The 26,395-nt window shown below is 38.2% G+C and carries 18 protein-coding genes; 10 read left to right on the top strand and 8 right to left on the bottom strand.

Annotated features, from left to right (window positions below):
• Positions 1-115 precede the first annotated feature (115 nt).
• Positions 116-1,813: a tetratricopeptide repeat protein gene (locus tag AC23ME_RS01705; RefSeq protein WP_487726016.1), complete on the bottom strand. Its 1,698-nt coding sequence runs from the start codon at positions 1,811-1,813 to the stop codon at positions 116-118.
• 218 nt (positions 1,814-2,031) lie between these two features.
• On the opposite strand from AC23ME_RS01705, the gene AC23ME_RS01710 reads away from it, so the two are divergent.
• A complete protein-coding gene (locus AC23ME_RS01710) occupies positions 2,032-4,437 on the top strand; it encodes a T9SS type A sorting domain-containing protein (protein ID WP_487726017.1) in 2,406 nt (801 codons plus the stop codon).
• Positions 4,438-5,039: 602 nt separating this feature from the next.
• The gene (gene aspS / locus AC23ME_RS01715) at positions 5,040-6,788 is read left to right on the top strand and encodes an aspartate--tRNA ligase (RefSeq protein ID WP_487726018.1); all 1,749 of its coding nucleotides are present in this window, start codon (positions 5,040-5,042) and stop codon (positions 6,786-6,788) included.
• A 331-nt stretch (positions 6,789-7,119) separates the two neighbouring features.
• On the opposite strand, the gene AC23ME_RS01720 is transcribed toward aspS, so the two are convergent.
• A complete protein-coding gene (locus AC23ME_RS01720) occupies positions 7,120-7,575 on the bottom strand; it encodes a GNAT family N-acetyltransferase (RefSeq protein WP_487726019.1) in 456 nt (151 codons plus the stop codon).
• A 164-nt stretch (positions 7,576-7,739) separates the two neighbouring features.
• Positions 7,740-10,322, bottom strand: a complete 2,583-nt coding sequence (locus AC23ME_RS01725) for a phosphoenolpyruvate carboxylase (protein WP_487726020.1) — start codon at positions 10,320-10,322, stop codon at positions 7,740-7,742.
• 471 nt (positions 10,323-10,793) lie between these two features.
• Here AC23ME_RS01725 and AC23ME_RS01730 point away from each other — a divergent pair, with 471 nt between their 5' ends.
• From AC23ME_RS01730 to AC23ME_RS01765, 8 genes are all read left to right on the top strand, one after another.
• A complete protein-coding gene (locus tag AC23ME_RS01730; RefSeq protein ID WP_487726021.1) occupies positions 10,794-12,011 on the top strand; it encodes a HEAT repeat domain-containing protein in 1,218 nt (405 codons plus the stop codon).
• 24 nt (positions 12,012-12,035) lie between these two features.
• Entirely contained in the window at positions 12,036-13,463 is a 1,428-nt protein-coding gene (locus AC23ME_RS01735; RefSeq protein WP_487726022.1) for a glycosyltransferase family 2 protein, read from the top strand.
• Positions 13,463-16,333: a tetratricopeptide repeat protein gene (locus AC23ME_RS01740; protein WP_487726023.1), complete on the top strand. Its 2,871-nt coding sequence runs from the start codon at positions 13,463-13,465 to the stop codon at positions 16,331-16,333. Before AC23ME_RS01735 ends, AC23ME_RS01740 begins: the two co-directional genes overlap by 1 nt.
• A 9-nt stretch (positions 16,334-16,342) precedes the next feature.
• Positions 16,343-18,466, top strand: a complete 2,124-nt coding sequence (locus AC23ME_RS01745; RefSeq protein WP_487726024.1) for a DUF4838 domain-containing protein — start codon at positions 16,343-16,345, stop codon at positions 18,464-18,466.
• A gap of 1 nt (position 18,467) precedes the next feature.
• Positions 18,468-19,040 (top strand): DUF1573 domain-containing protein, encoded by a 573-nt coding sequence (locus AC23ME_RS01750; protein WP_487726025.1) that lies wholly within the window; start codon positions 18,468-18,470, stop codon positions 19,038-19,040.
• Between the two features lie 117 nt (positions 19,041-19,157).
• Positions 19,158-21,674: a bifunctional glycoside hydrolase family 9 protein/polysaccharide deacetylase gene (locus AC23ME_RS01755; protein ID WP_487726026.1), complete on the top strand. Its 2,517-nt coding sequence runs from the start codon at positions 19,158-19,160 to the stop codon at positions 21,672-21,674.
• Positions 21,675-21,724: 50 nt separating this feature from the next.
• Positions 21,725-21,910: a hypothetical protein gene (locus AC23ME_RS01760; RefSeq protein ID WP_487726027.1), complete on the top strand. Its 186-nt coding sequence runs from the start codon at positions 21,725-21,727 to the stop codon at positions 21,908-21,910.
• A 63-nt stretch (positions 21,911-21,973) separates the two neighbouring features.
• Entirely contained in the window at positions 21,974-22,543 is a 570-nt protein-coding gene (locus tag AC23ME_RS01765) for a DUF2911 domain-containing protein (RefSeq protein WP_487726028.1), read from the top strand.
• Positions 22,544-22,711: 168 nt separating this feature from the next.
• Here AC23ME_RS01765 and AC23ME_RS01770 read toward each other — a convergent pair whose 3' ends face one another.
• The 5 genes from AC23ME_RS01770 to AC23ME_RS01790 form a co-directional block, all read right to left on the bottom strand.
• Positions 22,712-23,206, bottom strand: coding sequence for an anti-sigma factor family protein (locus AC23ME_RS01770; protein ID WP_487726029.1), 495 nt, complete (start codon positions 23,204-23,206; stop codon positions 22,712-22,714).
• Complete coding sequence (locus AC23ME_RS01775; RefSeq protein WP_487726030.1) at positions 23,203-23,784, bottom strand: RNA polymerase sigma factor; 582 nt, start codon at positions 23,782-23,784, stop codon at positions 23,203-23,205. The genes AC23ME_RS01770 and AC23ME_RS01775 overlap by 4 nt, the downstream gene beginning before the upstream one ends.
• Before the next feature lie 179 nt (positions 23,785-23,963).
• Positions 23,964-24,290, bottom strand: coding sequence for a DMT family transporter (locus AC23ME_RS01780; RefSeq protein WP_487726031.1), 327 nt, complete (start codon positions 24,288-24,290; stop codon positions 23,964-23,966).
• An 88-nt stretch (positions 24,291-24,378) separates the two neighbouring features.
• Positions 24,379-24,846 carry a DUF6265 family protein gene (locus AC23ME_RS01785; RefSeq protein WP_487726032.1) on the bottom strand — a complete coding sequence of 156 codons (468 nt, stop codon included), beginning with the start codon at positions 24,844-24,846 and terminating at the stop codon, positions 24,379-24,381.
• A gap of 78 nt (positions 24,847-24,924) precedes the next feature.
• Positions 24,925-26,322 (bottom strand): aldehyde dehydrogenase family protein, encoded by a 1,398-nt coding sequence (locus AC23ME_RS01790; protein WP_487726033.1) that lies wholly within the window; start codon positions 26,320-26,322, stop codon positions 24,925-24,927.
• Positions 26,323-26,395 lie beyond the last annotated feature (73 nt).

Raw genomic sequence — 26,395 nt, forward strand, 5'->3', positions numbered from 1 at the left:
TACATTCATTGGTTCGGCCTATAAAATGTGTCAACACGATAGGATGAAAAATCGGGAGAGCCAAGCCGGACTAACGTTGATTGAAAAACAGGTGTTGCTCTTCCAAAAAAATAATTTAATCTAAAAGGTTCTCGTAGCTATCGCCGTATTTGGTTTTTAACCTTTGTTTGGCTTTTTTTACGGCGTCTAAAGTTAAGCCAAGTATGCGGGCAATCTCCATGTTGTTCATCCCTAACTTCATTAAAAAGATAACACGTAGGTTAGAGTCGGTTAAATCTTTAAAATTTTGAACCAGATTTTGATAATAGTCTGCGTGCTCTTGAATAAATGCATGTTTAAATTCCGTCCAAGCAGCATTATCTAACAGGTGAGACTGTAAAAGCGCTTCTATTTTGTTTTTGTATTGCTCAGAATAGCTGGCAGACGACTGCTTAATCTTAGTCATTTCTGTCTCCAACTCTTTTATTTGGTCATTTTTTTCTTCCAAATAGGTGACATAAGACTGCAATGTTTGGTTATTGACCTTCAGTTTCTTTTCAGACTTTTCCTTATCTAGGCTTAGCCGATGTAAGTTCTCATCATATTCATCCGCATTAGTTTTTATGGTTTTGCGATATCCCCTAACTACCAAAACAATAATGACCAATAGCACACAACAACCCACTAATGCAGTAACCTTTAACAATGTTTCTTTCTCCCGTCCTGTCCTTTCGGCTTCGATACTAAGTTGGAGTTTTTCCTTTTCCAAGTTCCAGTTTACTTTGGCGATCACCTCTTTTCCATCTAAATGAGCTAGCGATTTTTTCAATGTCTCCAGCTTTCTTCTTGCCTCAAGCTCATCTTTGTCGCTCCCTACTTTTTTAGCAATTTCTAGAATAAGCGTGTTGATTTCGTAATCTGAGCTTTGCAGGTAAACCTTAGATTGAGCGTAGCTTTGTGCTTTTTGCAAGGTCTCATTTGCCTTTGTGAGGTTATTATTTGCCAAATGGACTTTGCCCAACATTACCAGTGCAAAAATGGTATTTTGGATATTATTAACCTTTTGAGATATCACGATATCCTTTTCTAATAATTCAATGGCTGATGAATATTGCTTTTGCTTAAATTCTAGCATTGCCATATTGCCCAGCACTTTCGCATATCGCAATTCATCTTCGGCTTTTTCGGCGATCAGCAAGGCTTGGTCGAAATATTTTTGTGCTTCTACTGGTTTATTCCTGTTGATACTATTTGTACCCAAATTATCGGTGATAGCTGCAAGCTCTGCACTATTTGGTTCTGCATACTGTTTCGCTTTGTTGAGATATTCATCAGCTTTCTCATAATCCTCTACCGTCATTAGAAAAAAGCCTATCTTTTTGTACGTTTCGGCAGGGCTGATGATGTTATCGGCATCTATTGCATCCAAAATATGGATACTGGACATAAAAAGCGGAAAGGTTTCTTCGTACTTTCTGTAGGTGTACAGATAAAATGCATATTGTGTAGTTGCCCAAAGCTCTAAATCTTGTCGCTTTAGCTTCTTGGCGGCTTTTATGGCATTGTTAAAAAGCTGCGTACTGGTAGCATTTAATGCATCTTTTTCTGAAGCGGTCTTAGTGGCGATGAAAACATTGTTAATTAGCGCTCTACTCTTAGCGGGCAGAGCAGCAGTGTTTTCCTGTAAGATTTTTTTTAAATCCTCTGGGCTCGTTAAATAAGGATATTTCTTTGTTACAAAAGCTATTATTTCCTTTTCGGGATGGGCATCATTTGTATTCGAGTTGGCATGACTAGGCTGGAACCATAGCAAAGCCAATAAAACGGAAAGCATTATTTTTTTCAAAACCATAGGGGGATTTCCCCCAAATGTAGTAAAAATGCTGATTAAACGCTAAAAAAGCCCATTTTTTCATTTGTCCCCTTTTTGTCCACCCCTAAAATTTTAAATTAGTTAAGGTGAGCTTTAATTTTATGCCCTAGCGTACATGAACTCTATAGAGATTACACGAAATGAAAATTGTTTTTACGCCTCAGCTTACTCTCGCATTCATGAAAAAAAATCTACTTCTCATTTTAACTTGTTTGGGCTATAGTTTTTGCGCTATAGCACAAACACCTAGTGCCAACAACATTCTTTACGTTAACAAAAACGTAACAGGTGGCAACGGCAGTGGCAGTAGCTGGGCTAACGCCGTACCCGAACTGGCAGATGCATTAAAATGGGCAAATGATAACAAAACTGCCAATGCCACGGCTTGGGTCACAACACCTTTAAGCATTTATGTGGCCAAGGGCACCTATAAACCCAAATACAGCCCAGAAGATGGCGCAAATTACGGCACCAACCAGAACAGAGAGAATACCTTTTTAATGGTAAATAATGTGAAGTTGTACGGTGGTTTCGACCCAGTAAACGGCATTACAGATCTTAGCCACAACAGAATTGTCGCTACCAAAGCGGGCGCACCTACAGCTGGTGGCAGTATTTTAAGTGGAGATTTAAATGACAACGATGCCGCGAACATACCTTTAGACCAATTAGTTACTCACAGCACAAGACAGGACAATGCCTACCATGTTATTGTAGCAATAGGTAGTAACAACAATGCAGCGATCACCGAAATAGATGGCTTTGAAATTAAAGGAGGTAACGCAAATGGTAATGGCACCTTTGCTATTAATGGCGAAACTATGTCTCCTAGCTACGGTGGAGGGATTTATTCTTCTTCTTCTTCTTCTTCTTCAACGGTAAGTTTAACCAATTCGAGCTTGACCGGTAATACGGTTTCTTCTCCTTCTTCTTCTTATTATTCTTCCAATGGCGGAGGAATTTATTCTTCTTCTAATTCCTCTTCAACGGTAAGTTTAACCAATTCGAGCTTGACCGGTAATATGGCTTCTTCTCCTTTTGAATATTCTTATGGTGGAGGGATTTATTCTTTTTCTAATTCCTCTTCTTCAACGGTAAGTTTAACCAATTCGAGCTTGACCGGTAATATGGCTTCTTCTCCTTCTTCTTCTAATGGTGGAGGGATTTATTCTCGTTCTTCTTCTTCTTCTTCTTCGGTGAATTTAACCAATTCGACTTTGACCGGCAATACTGCCTCTTCTTATTCTTCTACTTCTTCTTCTTATGGCGGAGGGATTTCTTGTTCTTCTACTTCTTCTTCTTCAACGGTAAGTTTAACCAATTCGACCTTGACCGGCAATACTGCCTCTTCTTATTATTCTTCTCATGGCGGAGGGATTTATTCTTTTTCTAATTCCTCTTTTTCAACAGTAAGCTTAACCAATTCGAGCTTGAGCGGTAATACGGCTTCTTCTTCTTCTTATTATTCTTATTCTTCTGCTTATGGCGGAGGTATTTCTTCTGTTTCTTATTCTAGTACTTCTTCTTCTTCGGTGAATTTAACCAATTCGAACTTGAGCGGTAATACTGCCTATTCTTCTTCTTCTTATGGCGGAGGGATTTCTTCTGTTTATTCTTCCATCAACCTGATTAATAGCGTAATGGCAGGTAATAAGGCAAGCAGTTTTATAAATTTTTCTCCAAGCAACGCAAAAAGTTTCAAGGCGCACAATAGCTTGGTGTATGGTAACCACATCAGTGCAACTGATGCTACTAATAGCATCCTATTTGGCAGTCTTGTTAAAGACATCAAGCACAGCTTGGTGCAGGGAGAGACAGCTATTACAGAGGGTAACCTAAATGGTACAACAGATCCTTTATTTACCGATGCAGCTAACGGAGATTACACCCTCAATCCAAACAGCCCAACCATTGGTGCAGGTAGCAACCAATTATATACCGATGCTGGAGGCAATTTAACTACAGATAAAGACTTAGCTGGCAATCCTCGTGTTTACAACCTTGCTAATAACGGGGCGATAGATATGGGCGCTTATGAATACCAAGGCGAAGGTACGCTACCTGTAAGCTTTGGCAAATTTACCGCTGCCCTGCAAAGCAACCGTGTAAAACTAGATTGGAATACCTTTAGCGAACAGGAAAACCAGGCCTTTATAATCTACCGCAGTACGGATGGTAAAACTTATACTGAGATTGCACAAACACCAAGCAAAGGTAACAGCGCAAACAATTACACCATCTTCGACAACAGCCCTGCAAATGGTGTAAATTATTACCGCTTAAAGCAAAAAGATACAGATGGTACCATTACCGAACTAGGCGATGATGCTGTTAATTTCTCTTTAAATGCTACTGAAGTAAAAGCATGGCCAAACCCTGTAGAAAGAACTTTGAAAGTAAGTTTTACAGCAGGTAAATATCAAAGTTTAGGGCTTAAAGATATTACAGGCAAAAAAATACAGGAACGCTCGTTGGCAAATACGCAAAGCGAAATAGAACTGGATATGGGCGGTTATCCTAAAGGTGTTTATGTTATTGAACTAAAAGGCAGCAACAGCAGCCATGTGGTAAAAGTACTGAAATAAAATTTGTTAAATAATGCCTCCTAGGAAGGGGGATGGTGTGTTTCCTCCTTCCTAATTTTTATAAACTTAATATTAAATCGTCGTCGTTTTATAATGACGAGAAACAGAAAAAAATGAAAAAAATTACAACGCTTCTTACTTTCTCTTTTGGTTTCTGTCGCTACCTGCTCTCGAAAGTATGGGGTTAATATTACCCCAAGTCTACTTTGCGGTGCCACTTCTTTAAAGAGCGAGAGAGATGCTATTAAAGGTTTAGGGAACTAGCTAGATTGTTTTTGTAGACTTACGAAGTTTCTATACATTAACAAAGTAAAACTTCGTAAGTCTTTTTATTGCGCATAGTAAGGTACTGGCAACTGTTGTTCTACGCAACAGACCTTTGTTAACTAGACCGGATTGAAACGGAAACCCCGCAGGCAAGCGTAGCGAAGCCGAGGAGTTGGAGTGAAAAGCCGGACTAACGTTAATTGAAAAACGGGTATTGCTCTTCAAAAGATTAGTCGTGATATCTCTAAATGCTGCTATCTGAATACTAATTACTCATATCTAACTACTAAATAGTAAATCAATTCGTACTTTTGCCGCTTAAACATCGAATAAATATGTTAAGAACAACTACTTGCGGTGCTTTGAGCCTTGAAAATTTGGGCGAAAATGTCACTTTGTGCGGCTGGATGCAGAACTCTAGGGATTTAGGCGGAATGACGTTTATCGACATCCGTGACCGTTATGGCATTACCCAATTGGTATTTAACATGAACGATAATGCCAATTTATGCCAGCAAGCACGTGAACTTGGTCGCGAATTTGTGATTACAGTGAGCGGTGTAGTGGTTGAGCGTACCAATAAAAATAAAGACATCCCAACAGGAGATATCGAAATTAAGGTTACTGCTTTGGAGATTTTGAATGCAGCTAAATTGCCGCCTTTCTTAATTGCTGATGAAACCGATGGTGGCGACGATTTGCGTATGAAATATCGTTACTTGGATTTGCGTAGAAACCCGGTGCGTAACAACATGGTTTTGCGTCATAAAATGGCACAATCTGTACGTAGGTATTTAGATGGATTGGATTTTATTGAGGTAGAAACGCCGGTGTTGATTAAATCTACGCCAGAAGGTGCCCGCGATTTTGTGGTGCCTAGTCGTATGAATGCTGGTGAGTTTTATGCTTTGCCGCAATCGCCACAAACGTTTAAGCAGTTGCTGATGGTTTCTGGTTTCGATAGGTATTTCCAGATTGTGAAATGCTTTAGAGACGAGGATTTACGTGCAGATAGACAGCCTGAGTTTACGCAAATTGACTGCGAAATGTCGTTTGTAGAGCAAGAGGATATTTTGAACACTTTTGAGGGTTTGATTAGAACTTTGTTCAAAGAAATTAAAGGCATTGACTTACCTGAAGTGCCTCGTATGCAATACAGCGATGCGATGCGTTTATACGGTTCTGATAAGCCAGATACGCGTTTCGAGATGCTTTTTGTAGAGCTAAATGAGATTGTAAAAGGTAAAGATTTTGCTGTTTTTGATAATGCAGAATTAGTAGTAGCGATTAATGCTAAAGGTTGTGCACATTACACCCGTAAGCAGTTAGATGAATTAACGGATTTCGTTAAGCGTCCGCAAATTGGGGCTACTGGTTTAATTTACCTGCGCCACAATGAAGATGGTTCGTTAAAATCGTCGGTAGATAAGTTCTATAATGAGGATGAGTTGAAGAAATGGTCGGCAGCGTTACAAACTGAGCCTGGCGATTTAGTGCTTGTTTTAGCTGGTGCGGTGAAAGAAAAAGTGCAAAAACAAATGAACGAGCTTCGTTTAGAAATGGGTTCTCGCTTAGGTTTACGCGATAAAAATAAATTCTCGGCACTTTGGGTGTTAGATTTCCCTCTTTTAGAATGGGATGAGGAAAGTGAGCGTTACCACGCCATGCACCATCCGTTTACTTCGCCAAAACCAGAAGATATCGCTTTGCTTGATACTAAACCAGGTGAGGTAAGAGCTAATGCTTACGATATGGTATTGAACGGTACTGAAATTGGCGGTGGTTCTATCCGTATCCACGATAAAGAAACGCAGGCTTTGATGTTTAAGCATTTAGGTTTTAGTGATGAAGAAGCGCAAAAGCAGTTTGGTTTCTTATTGGATGCCTTTGAGTATGGCGCACCTCCACATGGTGGTTTAGCCTTCGGTTTCGACCGTTTATGTTCTCTTTTTGCTGGTTTAGATAGTATTAGAGACGTAATTGCTTTCCCTAAAAATAACTCGGGTAGAGATGTAATGATTGATAGCCCAAGTACGATTGACGATAAGCAGTTGAAGGAATTGAAGATTAGTACTGTTGGATAGTTAACAGTTGGCAGTTTTCAGTTAACATATAGCATAGAAGCCTCGATTTACGTCGGGGCTTTTTTTACGAAACATTAAGGAGTTAAGATGAATTAAGATTGTTTGCACTCTGCCGTCATTGCAATAACGACAGTCTATTTGCTCCGTCATTTCGACCGTAGCGCAGCGAGCGGAGAAATCTTTCATCCTGCAAACACAGTTCAAAGATTTAACTACGTTGATTTTCAATTCTCGACTACGCTCGAAATGACGACCGACTTAAATCAGCATGTCAACAAAAAAGCCTAGTCAATTTCTTAACTAAGCTTCATTTCTTAATGGTTTAAAACGCCTACGCTAATACCATTTCAATATGCGGGATATCATCTTCCAGATACTCTTCGCTATCTTTTACAAAGCCAAAGCCTTCATAAAATTTCTTCAAATACAATTGCGCACCAATACGGATTGGACGTTTGCCATGGGTTTCGTAAACCTTTTCAATGCTTTTTTCCATTAAAGTGATACCAGCACCTATGCCTCTGTATCTAGAATTGCTTAATACACGTCCAATACTCGCTTCTGTGAAAGAAACTCCCGGTGGTACTATTCTTGTGTAGGCTGCTAAGTTTTCGCCATCCCAAGCCATTAAATGGTGGCATTTTAAATCTTTACCATCTACATCTTGATAATTGCAGTGCTGTTCTACGATGAAAACTTCACTTCTTAGCTTCAAAATGGTATAAAGCTCTTCTTTCGATAGTTCTGCGAATGATTTATACGTCCAGGTTAATATCGGTTTTTCCATAAAATTATATTTTCCCGCTGATGCCGCGGATAAAAAAACGCAGATTTTCGCTGAAACTATATCTGCGAAAATCTGCGTACAAATCTATTAAATCTGCGGGAAATATAAGCGGTGCATTACTGGCATCCTATCTTCGGACTTCCCGTCTACTATCTTCCGGACTTCTAAGCCAAGTTTCTACCAGCGTTCACAATACCGTAAACAGTTCTAATTGCCAATTTCTCATAAGCTTGCTGTTTTTCTTCACTTAGTTCACCTTGCAACTTATCCAAAGCAAAATGTTGGATTAACACTAATGGTAAAATAATCTTCTCACGAACAGCTATAGACTTTTTCTCTACTGGATAGTTTTCCATCATTGTTTCGTGACCAGTCAGTTTTAGCAACATCGACTTAGAAAGTTCGAACTCATCATGTAACTGTTTCCAAAAAGAACCAAACTGTTTATCGTTAGCTAAGTAAGCCGTAATCTCGAAATCAGATTTACTCATTGACATGATACAGTTATCTACAATCGTTTTAAAATATCCCGACTGATGATAGGTTTTTTGTACCTGCTCCCAATTCCCTAAATCTTCTTGAGCTTTTAACGCTGTTCCTACACCGTAAAAACCAGGTACGTTTTGCTTTAATTGGCTCCATGAAGTCACAAAACCAATAGCTCGTAAATCATCAAGTTTTAATTTATCTCCAGAGTTTCTTTTCACTGGCCTACTGCTAATTGTAATTTTTGAAAGCAAGCTTAGTGGCGATAATTTCTCTAAATATTCTAGGAACAATGGGTCGTTACGTAAATCGATGTAAGCATCGTAACTATCCTTCGCCATTTTGTTAAGGATGTCGAAATTCTCCTTATCCAATAAAACATTATGTCGGCCTTTAACGCCAGATGAAATACCAGCATTGATTAACTGTTCGATGTTGAAGGCAGCGCTATCTACAGAACCATATTGAGAACTGATGGTTTGCCCCTGCACCGTTAGTTGAATGTTTTTATTAGCTATTTCTTTACCCATTGAAGCATAGAAACGGTGTGTTTTACCACCACCACGAGCTGGAGGTCCGCCCCTGCCATCGAAAAACGCTAATTGAATGTTGTGTTCTTCAGCAACTTTGGTTAAAGCAACTTTAGCAGTAAAGATTGACCAATTGGCCATTAAATAACCACCATCTTTGGTGCTATCAGAAAAGCCGAGCATAATGTGTTGCTTTCCGCCTCTCGAAGCCAAGTGCTTTTTATAGAATGGATGTGTATACAATTTCTCCATGATTTCGCCAGCACCAGTTAAATCGTTAACCGTTTCAAATAATGGCACAAAATCGATGGTTAAATCTTCTGCTTCCCAACCATTCCAAAGGAAAAGCTCCATCAACTGTAAAATATCACTTGCTTGCTGGCAGTTACTTATAATGAAACGGTGACAAGCCTCCTCTCCGTTTTTCTGCTGGATATCCTTAATCTCAGCAATGGTTTGCAAGGCGTCCTTAACCAAATTATCCTGCTCATCAGTGTAAATGATTTTTGCTGTCCTAAAGGAAATCGCTTTTAGTTTTTCTTCTTCAGACAAGTCATCATAGTTTTCGCTGTATAATGAATTAATTGGCTTTTGGCTTCTACAGTATTGGTGCACACTTCTCAAAACTCGACTATCTTGTCTGATATCCAAAGAAGCGAAGTGGCAACGATAAAGCTCTACTTTTCTTAGAAGGTCTTGCACAATATTAGCAAACAAACCATCGTGACCATTATTTAAAGTATCAATTATATCATTCAAGTTTTTAATGATATAATCTGATATATCTTTCTCTTCTACAGTATTGTTAAATGCATTTTCGTAAAATACTTCCTGAAGCAAATTGATACTGTCTTCTACTCCTCTAAAAGTGATACGTCTTTTGATATTTCTAAAATCACGGTAGTAACACCTGAACAAAATTTGTCTAAGCATTCTAGAAACCTCTAAGGTTGTTTGCGCCTTCACGTTTGGATTTCCATCTCTATCTCCGCCCGGCCAAAAACCTAATTCGATTACTTTCTTAGGGTCGATGTGGTATTCGCTTAACAACTGGTTTAATTCAGTTTGAATATTTGCAGCAGCAAAATAGAACACATTTTCTAAGTACCAGGCTAAACTCAAAGCTTCGTCTACCGGTGTTGGCGATTTTTTATTGAAGAAAGGTGTTTTACCTAACTGCTGCAACAACTGGTTAATCGTTGTAAAATCGTTGGTTTTAATTGCTGAAGTTAAATCGTTGATAATTCCCAAAACCGGACCAGGGTAAAACTGCGTTGGATGTGCTGTTAGTACCAATCTCAAAGAAAATTCCTCTATCAATTTATCAATTTTCTCGTACAAATTAACGTCGTCATTTGCTTTAAGAAACAAAGCTCTCAGCGAGCTCTGTTCATCGCGGATATTCAATTTAGTAAATGAAGCATCCTCTACGGCATCAAATAGTACCACTTGGCGTTCGATATACTGAATAAAGCGGAAAAGCAAATCTACAACGCTATCCTCATCCTTATCGTGAACATACTTTTCGAAAAACTTCTCAATAAGTTCACTTGGCTTTTCGTGGTTCTTAATGCCATCTTCGCAGCTCTTGAAAAAAAGCGGCAAAAGCGTTCCCGTATCCTTAATTTTATAAAACGGAAGCGTTAGAAACAAACTGTTGTACAATTCGAAACGAGAAACAACCTCGTTGTTAAAATAATACTCTCTTTGGCTGGGTTGATTTAATTGCATCCCGAAAAATAAGTTATATTTTCTTGTTAGAAAAATAAAAATCGATTTTAACGAGTATTTTAGTAGACTTAAATGTCAAATTAATTTTATCATTTTGATTATTCAAGAAATAATCGCTACCTTGTACTATTAAAGGTTAAACACATAAAATCTTTTAAAAGCATTACAAATCTTATTTTAAGCTTTGTAAAAATTGTTAATTTTTTGGGAAAAACGTCCCGACTTAAACGTCGGGACGTTTTATTTTAAAACCTTTCACAACTTACAGATTTAGCACTTTTGGGAATGATTTTCCCCAACTAGTGCATTCCAATTCTCCTGCAAAAAACCGTGTTTCCATTGTTGCCTGTCAATAATTGTACTTTTTACACAAAAACTAGCTAATAAGCAGGTAAAAACCCCCGATTAATAGTACTAATACCCCTTTTGGCTCTGTCTTTGCAAAATAGTTAGAAAATTTAACTGAAAAAGATGTCTTTTATCAATGCTATACAGCAATACTTAGAGCTAATTTCATCGTATCCATTTGTCTTGCAAGTGGCACTTTACTTTATCTTTTTTAACAGCATTACTGCTATTACTTTTGTAGCGTCTATCTATTTAATTCGTGGCAGAAAGGATAAAGAAGAGAAAATTGAAGAAGAATTGTACCCTTTGCAGAGAAAATTTGTCCTTCAAAGACTTGCAGACGAAGAAATTTTAATCAGCGAAGCCGTCCTTAACGACTACACAGAGCAAATAGGAAAACTGAACAATAAAACCTATGCACCCCTTATTACTGCTTTTGAAGACTTGATTAAAGCAGATGAAAGCGTAATCGAAAATAAAAACTATAGAAACATCATTAAAGGACTTAAAATCGAAGAATTCTTAATTAAAAAACTTGATTTTTCTAATACAAGAGAACGTTTAAGAACATTTCAGTCGCTGTCTATTATGGACTTGACTGTACCAGATTCTTCTATTTTGCCGCATACCTACAGTAAAAATCCATTCCTTAGAAAAGAATCTAGAAGCTCTTACTTAGCCATCAGTAACCACGATCCTTTCAAATTCTTCGATCAACAAGACAACAATTTGAACTTTTGGGATCAAATTAACTTATTAGAGCAGTTGGAGGCACACCATAAGCATAATTTACCTAACTTTAGTAAGTGGATTTTGTACTCAAAAAACAACTCACAACTTTCGTTTATCATCAAAGCGGTGGCTTATTTCAACCAAACAATTTCAGTACCTTCATTGATTAACCTTGTTGATACAGAAGATCATGAGATTAGAAAAGAAGCCATTATTGCTTTAGGCGAAATGCGAATTTTCGATGTAGAAGATAAGCTGAAAACGATCTATTACCACCAGCCTGTAATCTGTCAAAATGCGATTATTGAAGCCATTCTATCTATCAACTCTGGCAACTCTTTGGATTTCTTGAAGTCGATTTACAGCGGCGCCAACAACCTGGACACTAAAAAGCTGATTGCTGAGGTAATTTACAAATACAATACCGATGGCAAGATCTATATCGAGAGCCTTTACTCTAATGAAACAGGCTTCAACCGATTAATCATTGACCATATTAAAAACCCTTTAATTCCTTCTAGATTAAGATCTGCAAGGAAAAACCTAAGAAGGTCAACCACCGTAAATGAAGAAGAATACAACCACAGTAATTTAAATTTTTCCATATAGTTTTTAGCCGCCACATCCTGCAACATGGACACCACCGCCTTTAGTTTATTTGAATATTTCATTTTTTTCTACGCCTCGTCGTTATTCCTATCGTACTCCGTTTTAGGGGTGCTTTCTTTTATCAATATCATTCGTTACAAGACATATAGTTCAAAATTAGACGACAAATTTTTACTCCATTCGCCACTTACTCCTGGCATTTCTATCGTTGCTCCAGCATATAATGAGGAAAAGACAATCATCGTTAACGTAAAATCGTTATTGACGTTAAACTACCCTTTGTTTGAAGTAATTATTGTTAACGATGGTAGTAAAGACAAAACTTTAGAGCTCTTAATTGAAGAGTTTGAGCTGGTAGAAACACCGTATGCTTACGTGGAAAGGATCAAAACCAAGCCTTTCAAGCGTATTTTCAAATCTACTAACCCAAAATATAGCATCTTAACTATCGTGGATAAAGTGAACGGCGGAACAAAGGCCGATGCTTCAAATGCGGGCATCAATGCTTCACAATATCCTTATTTCCTATGCACCGATGTAGACTGTATCTTACACAGAAACACAATGCTTCGGATGATTAAACCCATCCTTAACTCGAAAGTAGACACTATTGCGGTAGGTGCTACGTTGAGGATGTCTAACAGCTGTGATGTGGAAGATGGAACGATTACCCGAGTTAGACCGCCAAGGGCGCTAATTCCTCGTTTCCAAGAGCTGGAATATCTTAGGGCTTATCTTTTCGGGAAAATGGGCTGGGGATTGGTAAACTGTGTACCTAACATTTCTGGGGGGTTGGGGCTTTTTAATACTGAGATTGCGATTAGCTCGGGAGGTTACAGTGGTGAGTCACACGCTGAAGATATGGATTTGACCACCAAAATGGCGGCATTCATGATCAACAACAAACGTAAATATCATATCGACTATATTCCTATTTCTTGCTGCTGGACAGAGGGTCCTCCCAACATTCAAATCTTGTCTAGACAACGTGTAAGATGGGCAACTGGTCTGGCTCAAATCTTTGTTGTACATCGTAAAATCCTATTCAACCCCCGCTACGGTCGTTTAGGCATGGTCGTTTTTCCTTTCATGTTCCTTTACGAATTTTTAGCACCGATTATTGAGATATTCGGTTTAGCATGGTTCATTTTACTCATTTTAAAGGGGGATGTTAACTGGAATGCGGCGATGTATATTTTTCTTTATTCATATTCATTTGCAATTACGATAGGAACATTAGTAATTTTATACGATAATTTTATTCAACGTCAATATAAAACGCTCTACGAAACATTCAAGTTGTGGATCCTCATATTCGTTGAATCCTTCATCTACCACCCGTTATTGGCTTTTTTCTCTGCAAAGGGATATTTCAACTACTTCACATCTAGAGAGGTAAAATGGGGAACTATGACAAGACAAGGAGTTAAAACAGTGAAAAAGACAAGTTAATGAAGATCAGTTTACACCGTACGTTTAAATATTTTGTGATGAGCGCAATCTGTCTTTTGCTCATTAGCAATTTGTCGGCGCAAGATTCATCTGACGAGTACTTCACTATTGCCAGAGTTGCAGGTTCTAAGGGTAATTTTGCAAAAGCAGCTACTTATGCCGAAAAGGGACTTAAAAAGTCGCCTTTGGATATGGATATCAAAGAATACTTGGGCAAGTGCTATATGGAACTGGGCCAGCTAGAGAAAGCTCGCTTTACTTTACTAGAGGTATTGAAAGAAAGCCCTAGACGTGTGGATGCCAGACATTACCTAATCAACATTGAAACCCAAACCAAAAGATACTACAGCGCCGTTTGCTACGCTAACGAACTATTAGAAATCACCCCTTATAGCAAAGGGCTTTGGTTAAGAAAAATACAGCTTTACAGTTTAATGCAAAACTATGTAGAGGCAAACAGATCTGCCAAAAGGCTATATCAAATATTCCCTGAGGACAATGAAATCAAATCGCTATACAACAACATTTTAAGAGAAGAAGTTACTCGCTTAAACAAGAGCAAAGATTTGCCTTCAAGTGTAGATCAGTTTGAGAAAATTATAGAGATTGCACCAACAGACCCAGAGGGATATTTAAATCTGATTAACGCTTATACCAAGATGGGAAATTACTCTGCGGCACTGTCCATTGCCGATAGAGGTTTACAAGCAATTCCATTTCACCAAGGCATTTTGGATAAAAAAATAGGTCTATTGGATGAAACCCACGAGTATCAGAAAGCAATTGCTGTAATTGAAGAGCGCATGAGAAAAGGAGAAAGCGCTCATTACAAACAAGTATTAAACTACATGGTAGCTAAAGCCGCTAGGTTTTACAAAAACTCGGATCCTTATGTACTTTACACTCGTATTTACGACCAAAACCCTAAAGACACCGAAGCATTCGACTACCTTTTAAACACATCAATATCAAGAGGTTACTTTACACAAGCTGAAGAACTAATTAACAAATCATTAAAGTCTAATCCAAACTCTAAAGATTTACTTGCTAAACAACTTTATGTTTATGAAGCGCAGAAAGATTGGGAGCGTGCTGGCAATAGCATTGAGCGATTAAACACCCTCTATCCAAATGATGCGGACGTAAAGGAGAAATATCGCAATTGGACTTACCAGAAGGCGAAACTAGATTATAATGATCAGAATTATAAAGAGGCTTTATGGGGTTTCCTAAAAGTTTCGCAAACACCAGAATATAAAAAGTATGCTGCGCAGTATATTTTTGCCATCCACAACAACCAAAAAGCATACGCCGATGCGTTGAAAACGATCAACACCTTGGTTGCTGATTATCCACAAGAAAATCAATATATCCTTAATAAAATTGATTTATTGATGGCGATGAACGACTTTGAAGCTGCCTATAACTTGGCGAAAGAACAACAAAGCAAAAACATTGATAAACCTGAGTTTAAGCACATGTATGCCACAGCTTCATTGGGTTACATCCGAGATTTGAACAAAAAGGAAGATTTCGAAAAGGTAAAAATTATTGCCGACGAGCTTTTATCGAGCGATCCGCAACAAGCAGAAGCCTACAATTACGGCATTGGCGCTAGGGTAGCTATGAAACAATACGACGAAGCCATAGCGTTCATCCAATCGAAATCGATGCAAATAGCGCAGCCAAAAGAGTTTAAGCTGAAGTTGGCTGGTGTTTATGCCGAAGCAGGAAAGCATGAAAATGCAACGGCTTTGTTAAAGGAATTGCATCAGGAATATCCGTTTAACGACAGCATTAAAAATACCTTGGTGGAAGAAATGTTGGTGTATGCGAAAACATTGGACGATAGCAGCAACTTCGCCAAGAGCAAGGAAATTTATGGCGAAATTAGAACTGTAGACCCGAAAAACACCACTGCTGCAATTAAACTGACCAACATTTTAATTGACCAAGGTGATTTAGCTCGATCGATGCAGATTGTTGATTCTACCTTGCTTTACAACAAAGATTATCCAGATTTACTATATCAAAAAGGTTTGATATTTGAGAAAATGGGCGATTTTAAATTGGCAAGAGAGTATCATCACAAATTTATGAAGCCTTTGGAAAAACCACAGGAACATAAAGACCGACTGGATTATCTGGAAAGCAAAGAGTTGAAAAACCAGGTGAATGTAAGTTACTTGAACACCACATCCGACTCGACGATTTTAAATACTTCGATTGCGAGTTTAGAGTATTTGAGAGACTTAAACAAGAATAACAAGCTGGTAATTAGAGGTAACTATGCTGGCCGAAAAACGGGAGCATCAGGTCAGGTAGAAGTAGATTGGTACCACACCTTTAATAACAAAGCTAGTTTTCTTGCCAATGTGGGCGTGGCCAATGCCTTTTTTCCGAAACAAAAGGTCGCTTTCTCGTATTTTCAGCCTTTTGCAAAGGTATGGCAGGCAGAAATTGGCGCACGTTACGCCCGTATGCTCGATAACACTAGCTTTACAACAGGAGTAATTGGTATAGAGCGCACCTTTAATAATGTGTGGTTTAATGCTAAGGCTTTGATTATGACAGATGGACAGAACTTGTTTAATACCGTTTTTGCCCAATCTAGGTTTTTCATGAAAAACGAGCGAAATTATGTGGCTACAATGGCATCTATTGGTACAGTACCCGAAGACCAAAGATTACTTTTTCAAACGAATACCTTTACCAACTACATGAATACAATGGTTGGTGCAGGATATTACCATCACATTAACGCAAAAACGTCTTTTGGCTTACAGGGAAATTGGTACAACTTTAAAGTTGCCGAATATGCTTATGTAAACCAATACAATCTCTTTTTAACGCTTAGAACTAAGTTTTAAATCGTCGAAATGCAAACTAGAGCAAGTTTATTAGTTGTTATTATGCTTTTGTTGATGAGCTCATGTGCCCAATCGAACGATTTTGTGATTTACAAAAGGGGCGAGATAAAGCCTATTGTTTATTATCAAAACAACTCTAAAGCTATTGCGGATGAATTTGTAAGTCTGTTCAGGAAGCTTGGTGAAGATTTGACCATGAGCAATCAGCCGCCTCAAATCGAAAAGCCGTACATCAGTTTGAAAATTGATTCTAAAATGGATGGTTTTAAGCTTATACAAGCTGAAAATGGCTTAGTCATTAGCGCCAGCACAACAAAATCGCTTGAACGAGCTATTAGGCACTTCTTTAGCAATTACACGCACTTAAATCAATTTACCGCCGAAGCAGCCAATCTGAGTCAAGAAGTGATCACTATTCCAATTGGCTTAGTTTATGGCTCTGAGAGCCCAATATCCTACAAAGAGCCCTATTTCGCTGAAAACTTTAACGCAAAATTTCGACTTTGGAACAACACCAACACCTTAGAAGAAAGTTGGGCGCTTTGGGGGCATAACATTGGCAAGTTGATTAAGGTAACGCCTAAAATGTATGCTATTGTTGATGGCCAGCCTAACGAAGAACAATTGAACTTTTCTAGCACGGAGTTACAAAAAGCTTTAGAAAAGGCCATAGAGGAGAAATTGCAGAATGAACCTAGTGTCGATAAGTTCATGATCATGCCTTATGATAACGATTTGGTGTGTAACTGTGAATTGTGTTTAAAAGAAGGAAACAGCAGAACCAATGCTAGTCCGGCAGTATTTGCGCTGATTGACAGATTAGCCGCTAAATTTCCAAAGGCAAGTTTCTATAGTACTGCTTATGTAAGTACCGAAAAGGCTCCTCAAAAGCCTGCAAGGGAAAATGTTGGGGTAATGATTAGCACGATGTCTTTTCCAAAAGGAATTGTAATAGAGCGCTCAAATAAGGCACAACAGATCAGTCAATACTTTAAGAGCTGGCAAAACATTACTAAAAACATCTATTTGTGGGATTATGCCATTAATTTCGATAATTACTTTGAATTCTATCCAACGGTAAGCATCACCCAAAAAAACCTTCAGTTTTATATCAAAAACGGCGTAAACGGCATTTTTATGCATGGAAGCGACGAGGGTTCGTTTGTGGCATTCGGAGGGCTTAAAAGCTATCTCTACGCACAGCTTTATAACAATCCAGATTTAGACCTTCAAAAACATATCAGGTTGTTCTTAGAAAACTCTTATCCTACCGTTGGAAAAGAACTTGCGAATTACTATATCAGCATAGAAGAACAAGCCTTAAAAAGCAATAAAATATTTGATATATATGGAGGCACTAAAATAGCTGTAAATAAATATCTTAAATATGATGAGTTAGATCATATATTTAAAATAATTCTAACCAAAAAACCTAAAGTTTCTGATAAGCAATTTGATCTTTTATTGATGTCTTTTCTATTTCAAAAATTGGAACTGTTAAGGATCAATGGATTTAAAGAAAATGGCTATGCTACGTATCAGAACCATCAAAGAAAGTTACACCCCGAAATTATCGCTCATCTATCGTTATTAAAGCAATTGAGCATGTCTACCGGCATTAGTAAATATAACGAAATAGGTTTGCAGATTGGAGACTACATCAATGCTTGGAATTCAAAAATAGTGAACGCTCCGTATCAAAATCTTCTTTTTGGCAAGGAGTTAAAAGTCACTACTTCTTTAGATGAAGAGTACAGCGATGTAAGCATGTTGAACGATGGCGCTATAGGTTTTGAAGATTACTACAACAATTGGCTACTCAATAGCTCAGCAAAATTATCGATTAGCGCAAGTTCAACAGGAATGCAGTCGGCGAAGACTGTGCAAATCGACTTCCTGTACGATAAGAAACATAAAATTTATCCGCCAGAAAAAGTAAGCGTTTACATAGGAGATCGTAAATTTGAAACCGTATTAGGTCAAAGTTCCGAGCCTGAGGCGGGCAGGAAAATAATCAGGGCAGTAATACCAGTGAAATTTAACAGCAACGATACTTCGATTAAAATAGAGATTACCAAACAAGGTCAAAAGCAAAAAAGATCGTTTGCTTGCGATGAAATTATATTAAAATAGCATGAAAATAAACGGACATACAACTTGGCAGCTCAAAACGGTTAGCATATCCATCTATTTAAGCATGGCTATTTTCGCACTTATTACATTCTCTGGCTGCTCTGCCGATACGAAAGAAAATCTAACTACTGTGAAGATTGAAGACCCCGAGCGCAAGTACTTTCCAATTTTACAGGGGCAGCGACAAAATATCAATGTAAAGGTCTTCAATACAGGAGATCATCCATTAAAAATTTACGAGGTATATCCTTCATGCGGCTGCACAGTGGCAAAATATCCTACAAAGTTAATTCCGGTAGGCGAATATGGCACCATAGAAATGGAGTATAATAGCAACAAAAACTTGGGATATGTTGGCATTTACACTACCATTAAGACCAATACTAAACAAGGTTCGCAAACATTCTTTTTCGAGATCAACGTGGTGCCAGATCCGCATTACACAAAAGATTACGAAGAGCTCTATAACGCAGATAAAGAAGCCAACAAAAACTTGGTAAAGGAACTGGTTGACGGGGCAGCTAACCAACAAGGCTACATCACAGATCCAAAGCAAATGCGCAAGTTCCAATAATTCTTACCGCAGGCAATCGGAAGGTTTCTGAAAATTATTCATAATTTAGGCTAGAAGATAAGCACATAGACATTTTTGTGCAGTAAATTCTTCTAGAACCAAATTTAGCCGCTTGTCATGAGAAAAATATCCTTTTCTACCTTAGCCTTTGTTTTCAGTATTGCATTTTTACTCTTCATCGCTTTTAAACCTAAAAATCAGCAAAGCTGGATAAGGATCAACCTTTTGGGTTATCAACCTAAATCTATAAAAGTTGCAGTTTGGGCAAGCAAAGGCGACAACATCCCAACAAGCTTTGAACTGGTAGATCAGAAAACTGGAAAGACGGTTTACACCTCCAAAAACATTAAAGCTTTTGGCGCCTACGGCCCTTTCAAAACATCGGCAAGATTGAACTTTTCTGATTTCAAAAAAAACGGAAACTATTACATCAAAGCTGACGGTATTACTTCACCTCAGGTAATTATAAACGAAGATGCCTATAAAAACACGGCTGATTTCGCTCTGCGATACATGCGCCAACAGCGTTGTGGTTACAATCCATTTTTAAAAGACAGCTGCCACACACATGATGGTTTTGTGGTGTATGGTAAAGAAGGTGGACTGAAAGACAGCACACATTTTGATGCTGTTGGTGGTTGGCACGATGCCAGCGACTACCTCCAATATTCTACCACCACAGCCAACGCAACCTATCATCTGTTAATGGCTTATCGAGATTTCCCAAAATCTTTTACCGACACCAAGCTAGCTACCGGTTTAGATGGCAAAAACGGTGTTCCAGATGTTGTAGATGAAGCTAGATGGGGTTTAGATTGGCTAATGAAGATGCACCCACAACCAAACATCATGTTTAATCAACTGGCGGATGATAGGGATCATATCACTATGCGGATTCCGAAAGAAGATAGTCAGTATGGAAAAGGCTTTGAACGCCCGCTGTATTTTATTGATGGCAAGCCGCAGCAAAGAGGCAAATTTATGAATGATACCAAAGGCACAAGCTCTACAGCAGCTAAATTTGCAAGTGCTTTTGCTTTAGGAAGTGAAATTTATCAAAATGATAAAAGTTATGCTTCGCTATTGGCTGAAAAATCGAAAACAGCCTATAAATATGCCATCAAAAAGAAAGGTGTTACGCAAACCGCTTCGGTAAAATCCCCCTATATCTACGCAGAAGATAATTGGGTTGATGATATGGAACTTGCCTTGGCGAAAACAGGAAAGCTTAACGGCTATGGCCAAAAGTCTTTAGATTCTTCATTTTACTACGCCATGCAAGAGCCCGTTACGCCTTGGTTAATTGCCGATACCGCTAAACATTATCAATGGTACCCTTTTATCAACCTGGGCCATTACGAATTGGCCAAACAATCGGATGGGGATCGGAAACGGGAACTGATCGACTATTACAAACAAGGCATCACACATGTGTGGAATAGAGCCAAAAACAATGCTTTTTACAGGGGCGTGCCTTTTATTTGGTGCAGCAACAATTTAACGGTTGCTTTTGCCATGCAATGTATGTGGTATAAGCAATTGAGTGGCGATGGCACTTTTTCTGAACTGGAGCAAGCTAACTTCGATTGGCTATTTGGTTGCAATCCTTGGGGAACGAGTATGGTTTATGGCTTACCAAGCTGGGGCGATACGCCTGTAGATCCGCATTCTGCTTTCACACACATAGGAAAATATCCGATTGATGGTGGTTTAGTTGATGGTCCAGTTTATACGAGCATTTACAAGAATTTAATCGGCATACAACTTACAAAACCAGATGACTACGCAGAATTTCAAAGTGATTTAGCCGTTTATCATGATGATTACGGCGATTACAGCACGAATGAACCCACTATGGACGGAACAGCATCTTTGGTGTATTTACTAGCGGCGTACGACAGTAGAACTGACAAAGAGTTTTCGAGTTATAAAAAGGAACAAGGTGCAATTATTAGAGGGGATGCTAAAGAAAAGCAACTTGCCATAGTATTTACTGGCGATGAATATGCAGATGGAGGTCAGCAGATTATTACCGCACTAGATAAGGAGAAAATCAAAGCGTCGTTTTTCCTAACTGGTAATTTTTATAGAAATCCAGCCTTTTCATCGTTCATTAAAACTGCAAAAACAAAAGGGCATTACTTAGGAGCTCATTCAGACCAACATTTGCTATACGCCGATTGGAAAAAACGAGATTCACTTTTAGTAACGAAAAAACAATTTGAGGATGATTTGGCTGCTAATTATAAAGCGATGGAGCAATTCGGCATTGCCAAAAAATCTGCTCCTTACTTCCTCCCTCCTTTTGAATGGTACAACCAAGCTATTAGCAACTGGACTGAAGATTTTGGCTTGAAGCTTATCAATTTTACCCCAGGAACTCGCTCTACTGCAGATTACACTTATCCAGAGTTGGGCAAGTCTTACAGGAGTAGTGACGAAATCTACCAATCTATCATTGAGCACGAAAAGCAACAAGGATTGAATGGCTTTATTTTACTGCTTCATGTTGGTACCGACCCTAGAAGAAAAGACAAGTTTTACGACAGGTTGCCCGAACTGCTTAAATATTTGAAGCAAAACTGCTACAAAGCGGTTACAGTTAACAATTTATTGAGCAATACGGCCAATTAATTCCGCTTTTTAAATTAAAAAATTTAACTTTGGCGCAAAAGTTTTAAAACATGAACAATTCAGAAAATAAAAACAATTTTGATTGGGTTTGGTATGTAATTGGTATGCTGGCGTTTGTGCTTGCTTTTTCTGCCGTTACTTTACACATTGGTTATTTGTTCCTTGCAGCTATCATCGGCTTAATTTTCGGTGGAGTTTTCTTAAATGTGATTGTAAGAGGAAAACAAGAACACTAGTATTCCTCACATCTATTTCTGCAAAGCTGTAAATCAAGATACACAACCAACAAAAATATTTTGATGAAGAAATTTAGCTTTCTAATGTTCCTTTTATTAGGAACTTTTGCTGTAAACGCACAAAATGTAACTACTGCCGTAAACTTCCCTAAAGTAGACACCAGTCCTTTAGATGTGGTTTACTATCCGTTAAACACTACAAAATCTAAAGAGGCCGTAGCGCCTGTGATGCGTGTGTTATATTCTCGTCCGCAGAAAAAAGGAAGAGAGATTTTTGGCGTACTTGAACAATTCGATAAAGTTTGGCGCTTTGGAGCTAATGAGAACACCGAAATTCAATTCTTTAAGCCTGTAACTATTGCTGGCAAGAAGATAAAAGCTGGCAGATACAGCATTTTTGCTATACCAAGTAAGGATAAATGGACGATTATCATTAATAAACAGAATGATAAATGGGGCGCATTTACTTATGACCAGCAAAACGATGTCTTAAGAACTGATGTTGTAGTGAATAAGATAGAAAAAACGATAGAAGCGTTCTCTATTACTTTTATTGATGCTCCTGAGGGTGCAAATTTGGTAGCCGCCTGGGATACAACTCAGGTCTTTTTACCAATTGCGTTTAAGAAATAAGAATTTGATATAATTATGAAAGGGAGGATGTTCACATTCTCCCTTTTTTGTGCAGTAAATTAGTGTAGTAAGTCGGCCGTCATTGCTAGCTTTGCGAAGCAATCTTAAAGCTAAAGTTTTAAACCATTAAGAAATGAAGTTGAGTTAAGAAGCACCTACTAACGAGGCTTACTTTTTACCTGCCTTCTTCATTCCTTTTCTAAGGAAGAAATCTAAATAGACCAATAACAATACAGCATTAAGGAATAGAAAGATACTTAGCGTAGTTGTACTCATTAATCCGTCTAACTTAGTCGTTAAATTAACTTCCGGTATCGAGACTTTGAAATCTGGGGTTGCTGTAGCAATGGCATAAATCAAAATCCCCAGCAAAGTGACTGAGAAAAATCCGCCAATGGCGTATATGATACGAGAATCTACCTTTGTCTTTAACTTAACCGGCGCAATTTCTTGCTGCACTTTCTCCATCACATTTCGAGTAAAAGACATTGACGGCTCGTCAATTTCCAAGTGCATTTGCAGTTGTTCATTTACCTCCAATAATTGATGATATAGCTGCCTAAAATTATCGTCGGCTGCTAATTTTGCTTCAATCTCAGCTTTTTCTACATCATCGCAGAAACCATCAATATAGCTCCAAAGTTGTTCTTCTTGATTCATCATATCAACTCCTTTACTTCTTCTTTTAACAAAAGTTGTAATTTTTCTTTTAATCTGTGCCTAGCTCTATGCAATTTTACTTTCACCGTATTAGCTTCCATGGCTAAAGTTTCTCCTATTTCCTCTAAACTTTGCTCGCCTTTGTAAAACAGCGTGATAATTGCCGCATCATCTGGTAACAGCATATTTATGGCTTGGTTTAAGTATTTATAGGTCGATTTCTTTTCTACCGTATCGGCATCAAAAGCGCTATCATTGTTGGCAACCTGCAAAAACTGGTCGTCATCATCAATTGATGTGGAATCTAATTTTTTCTTCCTTAGGTAAGTCATCGCCGTTGTGTAGGTGATGGTGTATAACCAAGTAGAAAATTTAGATGTTTGCTTAAAAGTTCCTAAAGCTTTATAGGCTTTAATGAAACAATCTTGCGCAATCTCTTCCGCATCTTCCCTATTTTTTGCAAAACGCAAGGCCAAAGTAAACACAAACCGTTGGTGACGCTTAACCAACATCGCATATTTAGCTGTATTTCCAGCTAAAATGGAATTGATAAGGTCTAGATCTGTCTCTACTTGCTGCATATTTAACCTTATGACGCGAGGTATTGGAATGAGGTTACAGCAAATTACATTTTTTAACTTTTGGTTAATTGATTAATTGTTGAAATCGGTTAACCGTCTTGGACGACATTGCAAATTCGATTAACCAATTAACCAGTTCAAACAGTTAATCCAATCACATTTCAAGCGATTAACCCAACTTAGTGCGACACCGCTTTTAAACCGATAATTGAGCCAATTAGGGTAACGATAAAAAACATTCTCCAAAAGCTAGCAGGATCTTTGAAGACCAAAATGCCCATCAATACGGTACCTACAGCACCAATGCCTGTCCAAACCGCATAAGCTGTACCAATTGGCAATGTTTGAGTTGCCTTAATTAAAAGCAGCATACTAATGGTTAGCGACACCAAAAAACCTACAAACCACCAAGCAGCTTCTGTGCCCGTAGTTTCCTTTACTTTTCCTAGACAAGAGGCAAATGCTACTTCAAAAAGTCCAGCGATAATTAATATAATCCAATTCATGTTTTTAATTTCTGCTGCAAAAGTCAGTACTTAAAAGCGCATTTTTTTTAACAAATGATAAAAAAATGGCACTCTTCAAGCTCGAGAACTACTTAACTCTCTTATAAGGGAATTCCATTTTTCGTTTCTTTCCGCCAATATCACCTTCTATCCAGGCCAGAAGTTCATCTTTTCCTTTGTTCTGATAAGTGATTTGTTGTGGGAAATCATGCAGCTTGTTTTCGAAGGTAAAAGTATTGTTTGCAGATGCTGCCAATTTAAAGTCGGTTCTCCCTTCATTACCTTTCTCATAACCAGTGACACAGAAAGACCAATTACCTTTTATTTTTTTCAGCACTATCGATTCTGTAAGCACGCTATCGCCCTGGGCATTAAACCGATACGAACTTCCTGTTAAGCTATCGCGATGTTTTTGCCACCGCTCTACAATTTTGCCATTTTTGGTGCTCATTTCCCATTTCCCGATTAAGAAATCGAAAGATTTAAGTGCTGTTTTTTGAGCGAAACCACACAACGAAACCGTTATAAATAATAAGATCAGGTATAGTTTTTTCATGAAAAATATATTTAACCACAGATGCACAGATAATTTCATTCAATATAATTATTAAAATCTGTGTATCTGTGGCGATGTCTACATAATTTTCTTCAACAGTTTTAACACCCATTGTTTGGTGTGATAAGGCGGATAAACTAAGTTATTAAAATCGACACTTCGCTGTTTCACCACAGTACGTTCGTGCGAAAAGTTCTTGAAACCAAAAAAACCGTGGCTGCTGCCCATGCCGCTGTGATTTGCTCCACCAAATGGCAGTTTCGGGTTGGCGATGTGAACCAAAACATCGTTAATACAAGTGCCACCTGCACTAGTAGATTTAATGATCTTTTTGATGTTTTTACTGCTTTTGCTAAAAATGTAAAGTGCCAAAGGTTTTGATTTACCATTCACGAAAGCAACTGCTTCATCTAAATCGGAGAAAGGAACAATTGGCAAAATTGGACCAAAAATTTCCTCTTCCATTAATTTCGTATCGGCTGGAACTTGCGTTAAAACTGCAGGATATATTGTCTGGCTTTTCTCATCAGTTTTACCACCCCAGTTAATTCTAGCACCTTTATCAACCGCCTCGGTAATTAAACCACTTAACCTTTCGAAATGCTTTCTGCTAATAATTTTCCCATAAACTTCTGGGTTTACTTCTTCCTTTGCTTTAAAGTACATCTCAGCAGCAAATTTCTTGTACAAGCCAATAAACTCATCCAAGCGATCTTGGTGGATTAATATATAATCTGGAGCGATACAGGTTTGTCCAGCATTCACCAACTTACCCCAGGCTATCTTTTGGGCTGCCTTCTCCAAATCAACATCTCTATCTACAATGGTTGGAGATTTACCCCCTAATTCTAAAGTAACTGAAGTAAGGTTTTTAGCTGCAGCGCTCATTACAATTTTGCCAATTTCAGTGCTTCCCGTAAAAAAGATATGATCGAAAGGCAGTTCTAACAATTGCTTTGAAACATCGGCATTGCCTTCAATGCAAGCTATATGTTCTTCCTCAAAAGTCTCCAAAATAATCTTTGCAATAACCCTGCTTGTTGCGGGGCTTAATTCGGAGGGCTTTACCATTACGCAATTTCCCGCAGCAATGGTAGAAACTAATGGCGACATCACCAATTGAAAAGGATAATTCCATGGCGCTATAATCAAGCAAACTCCTTTTGGTTCGTAGTAAATTCGGTTCTTTGCGAAGGGATTGCTCATCGTCTTACCGATCCGTTTCGGAGACATCCAACTTCGAAGGTTACTGATGGCAAAATCAATCTCGCCGTAAATAAAGAAAAGTTCAGTTACTGATGCTTCAAAACGACTTTTGCGGAGATCTTTTTGTAAGGCAAAATAAATGGCATCTTCGTTTTCTCGAATGGCATTTCGCAGCTTCCTGAGCGTATCTATACGCTGCAACGCATTACCTTGCCTCAACACATATTGATGTGCCTGCTGATTTTTAAATACGCAGCCAATTCTGTTCATAAGGCGTCACAAAGTGGAAGAATAATTGTTAAATATAGTTAAACGCCAATAAAACTTCTTATAATTATAAGCA

The sequence above is a fragment of the Pedobacter sp. T50_32 genome, from assembly GCF_057652195.1.